The organism is uncultured Veillonella sp., assembly GCF_905209685.1.
Classification (GTDB): Bacteria; Bacillota; Negativicutes; order Veillonellales; family Veillonellaceae; genus Veillonella.
Genome location: NZ_CAJLUB010000142.1, coordinates 1 through 4,004 on the forward strand (window position 1 = coordinate 1; position 4,004 = coordinate 4,004).

Below are 4,004 nucleotides of genomic sequence, written 5' to 3' on the forward strand. Positions count from 1 at the left end.
ATATTTTTCATACTATGTAATTATCTAGATGTAGCAAGCATAACCATGCCCACCAGTATGCCAATAAAGACTACAGGAATTAAACTCGTAATAATAGAAATGCCAAAAGTTGCTAAACGAGATTTATTAATTTGGTGACTCAACAAAGTCAACCACACCCAGAATATAAAGACTGAAAAAGCAATTAATGTAAATATAACAATAGTTAACCATACGATACTATTTACTGTAGAATTAAGATTAAAACCTAGTATCACAAAGAATGGCACTGATACTAATATTAGTCCAATAAAATATACTAATCCCATAATCTGGTTATAAGCTTGTTCATACCACATAATCTTTAACACAGACTCATATGTAGTATTGGCATCAAATTTATTAGCGACCCAAGAGAAAATAGCAGAATAAATAGCAATGCCAATAAAAGTAAATAGCAAACCTAATACTAGATTCAATATACCGCCCCCAAAAAGAGCTGCCACAATAGTAAGTGCACCATCAAGTTTATCTGCAAATATCGTACTCACAATAATAGGCAAGATATCTGAGAATACCAAGGATACCAATGCCATAGCCACAGTAGCATAAAACCCCTTTCGACAAGATCCATGCTCTACAATCTGTGGAATACCACGTTTAAATGGAGCTACAATAAGCTGCCAAATATCTGAATACCATTTTGTTTCCATATGTTCCCCTCCAAATACATCTAAAGCACATATATGTCTATCATTGTATCATAATACACTTTTAAATTAAATATAAATTCATTATAAATTATCAAAACAAATATAGTAATAAAAAAGTTGATAGACACCTAATAGCATCTATCAACTTTTCGATTACATATATATTTAAAGAGACATGGACAAGATAATGCCACCTATGCCAAAGACAAAGGATACGATATAAAAGGAAATACCTGTTATCCAAGGACTCAATTCAAATTGCTTAGACATCAGGTGCGCCATGATAATGACATTAAATATTTCTATGGTACTTAATCCACCGGATCCACCTTTAGTATGTAAATCCAAGAAAAGATAAATAGGCGCAGCAAAAAGTACAAAAATCAAGTGAATCCAACTAGTGATACAACTATTTAAAAGCATGTCTGCCACAAGTTGCTTATATGTAACCTGCCCCTTAAAGACCTTAAAAATACCATATAAAATACCAGAAGATACAAGAACAAACGCTACAATTCCAAGTATATATCCTATAAGAGGAACTGCTTCAAGTTCTATAGGGCCTATAACCTCCCAAATAAATGTTTTAAAAAATGGACTCTTTGGGAAAATTAGCGTTAATATATATAACCCTATATCAGCTATGATTGCTGATGTCACAGCTAATAACAACATATTTTTAACAGTAATAAAACGCATCCATTTTTCTATATATGGGCCAAACATACCATTCATAATTCTATACCTTATAAGTCTTCACTTTTAAATAATTGATATCCTTCAAAATAATAACTATGGTCAAGGCCTTTCATAAATAGTTCTCGATTATTGATATCACTCGTAAGTGCCTTAGCTAGAACAGTTTTTATTTCTAGGTCATTTACTGGACTTCGTTCCATAGCAGACAAATATTGCTCTTTATCCACCTGACTCCAATCGATGGTCTTTTGTAATTCTGTACACAACATATGATCAAGCCATAATCGCATGCTACGACCATTACCTTCTCTAAAAGGATGAGCGACATTCATTTCAACATACTTTTCTACAATTTCTTCAAAAGTAGATTGCGGCATATCTTCAATGGTTCTAACTGCTTCAGCAAGATACATGACAGGAACAAAGCGAAAATTACCTTTAGCAATATTCACACTTCGTAATGCACCAGCAAAATCATATATATCTTGGAATAATATAGTATGGATTCTTTGCAAGGTAGTCCACGTACCACTAGGCATATCATTAAGTAAGTTTTCTTCAAACAGTGTTGTTGCTGCTTTTTTACTAATTCGTTCTTCTTCTCTAGCCAATGTTGGGGAATCGGTAATCCCCAATCTATTAGTGATAACCATGTTGGACCTCCTTTTTATTTATTTTCATTATATATATTATACTATAGACATAAAAATTAAAGATATTATAACTTTAAATCTTACGCACAATGCGTAGAACTAAAAAAAGCAGCCCTTTAGGGGCTGCTTTTTCATTCATCTTATTGTAAAGATGCTGCAATTTTTGTAAGGTTTTCATCCATACGTTCTAAGTAAGTTTTATTATCTTCGTTGCTTTCGATTGTGTAAATAGTTTCTACCTTAGCACCAACTTCGCTTGCCAAAGTCTTAGATACTTCTGGGCTAGCCATTTCTTCTGCAAAGATTGTAGTAATATGGTTTTCTTTACAGTATTTAATGAGCTCTGCCAATTGAGCCGCATTTGGTTCGCCTTCGGCAAATACATCTTCTACACTATTTTGTTCTAACCCAAAGTCACGGCATAAGTACGCAAATGCTGCATGACCAGTAACGAAGTTTTTATGAGGAGCTTTAGCGAATTGATCTTCATATTTTTTGATCATCGCATCTAATTTAGCAACATATTCATTATAGTTCTTTTCATAGTAATCTTTGTTTGCTGGGTCAGCTTTTACAAAAGCATCCTTAATGTTTTTCACTTCAATTTTCGCATTTTTCAAAGATAACCATGCATGAGGATCTTCAGCACCATGTTCTTTAATTTCTTCAGGATCAGTATTTTTGATAGCTTCTACGCCATCTGTAGCAACAACAGTGATGAGCTTGCTATTTTTAGCCGCATCAATTGCTTGTTGTGCCCAAGGTTCCATACCAAAACCGTTGTACACGAATACTTGAGCTGTTGCCAATTGTTTCATATTTTCAGGTTTCAACTCGAAATCATGTGGCTCTACGCCATCTGGAATAATGGTAGATACCTCTACCTTGTCACCACCAATAGCCTTTGCAAATTCAGCCATGGCATTAAAACTTGTTACCACTTGGATCTTCTTACCTGCTTGTTCCTTTGGTGCATCATTGCCACAGCCTGCAAATAATGCAGCCATCATGATGCCTATCATTAACAAAACCAGCTTCTTGACCATCGTAGTCCTCCTTTGTGAAATCCTGATCGCTATGCTTTCATAGAATAGTAACCATTCTTTAGTTGCAGTTGCGACTCAGTTGCATTTGTAATATAGTTATAGTATAAACTTACTCAAGATTTTGTCAATTAGAAAAGTGGTTTTTATATGTTATCTATTGAACATCTTTATTTTTCCTATCAAGGTCAGCCACCTTATGTGTTGAACGACCTTAACTTACATATTCACAGGGGTGATTATATATCCATTGTTGGGGATAATGGGTGTGGTAAAAGTACCTTGCTACGTCTCATTTTAGGATTCCTGACACCTGTAAAAGGCTCTATCAAGCGAGATACAAACAACATTCGCTACGTGTCTCAGAAGAATGATTTCTCCCATGCAGGATTTCCTATTACGGTAAAAGAAATCCTCGATTCCTACCGTAAATTGCTAAAGATTAAAGATAAGCATGAAGTAGATCGCGTATTAGAGCTTACCAATATGACGGAGTTCAAAGATCGTTTAATCAGTAAACTGTCAGGTGGTCAAGCGCAACGCGTATCTATCGCGCGTGCCCTCATCGGCAGCCCTGACCTCATCATACTCGATGAACCATCTACTGGTATCGACCGGAAAAGCCAAGAAGGCATCTACGCCCTTTTGCGCGAGTTAAACCAAGTACACCACATTACAATTATCTCCGTAGAACATAACCTTGAAATGGCCCTAGCCAATTCAACTAATATCTACCACATCGCAAATGGCCAAGGTCACCTTTGCTCTCCTGAACAATACGCTAGTGAAATCATGCACAGCACAGGGCGCAATCCTATGGATCACGAAAATTGTGCTTGCTTTACAGATGTAACACCTCAGGCTCAGGCTCAGGCTCAGGCTCAGGCTCAGGCTCAGGCTCAGGCTCAGGCTCAGGC

General features: G+C 36.0%; 5 protein-coding genes. 1 reads left to right on the plus strand and 4 read right to left on the minus strand.

Annotated features, from left to right (window positions below):
* Positions 1-20: 20 nt before the first annotated feature.
* From QZ055_RS08400 to QZ055_RS08415, 4 genes are all read right to left on the minus strand, one after another.
* Positions 21-692 carry a hypothetical protein gene (locus QZ055_RS08400; RefSeq protein ID WP_005387676.1) on the minus strand — a complete coding sequence of 224 codons (672 nt, stop codon included), beginning with the start codon at positions 690-692 and terminating at the stop codon, positions 21-23.
* Between the two features lie 165 nt (positions 693-857).
* Positions 858-1,427 (minus strand): hypothetical protein, encoded by a 570-nt coding sequence (locus tag QZ055_RS08405; protein WP_295826122.1) that lies wholly within the window; start codon positions 1,425-1,427, stop codon positions 858-860.
* Between the two features lie 11 nt (positions 1,428-1,438).
* Positions 1,439-2,044 carry a protein adenylyltransferase Fic gene (fic, locus tag QZ055_RS08410; RefSeq protein ID WP_295826124.1) on the minus strand — a complete coding sequence of 202 codons (606 nt, stop codon included), beginning with the start codon at positions 2,042-2,044 and terminating at the stop codon, positions 1,439-1,441.
* A gap of 140 nt (positions 2,045-2,184) precedes the next feature.
* Complete coding sequence (locus QZ055_RS08415) at positions 2,185-3,090, minus strand: metal ABC transporter substrate-binding protein (protein ID WP_295826127.1); 906 nt, start codon at positions 3,088-3,090, stop codon at positions 2,185-2,187.
* A 147-nt stretch (positions 3,091-3,237) separates the two neighbouring features.
* Between QZ055_RS08415 and QZ055_RS08420 the strand changes: the two genes are divergently transcribed.
* Positions 3,238-4,004: metal ABC transporter ATP-binding protein (locus QZ055_RS08420; protein WP_295826132.1), on the plus strand; the 767-nt coding region annotated here is incomplete at its 3' end.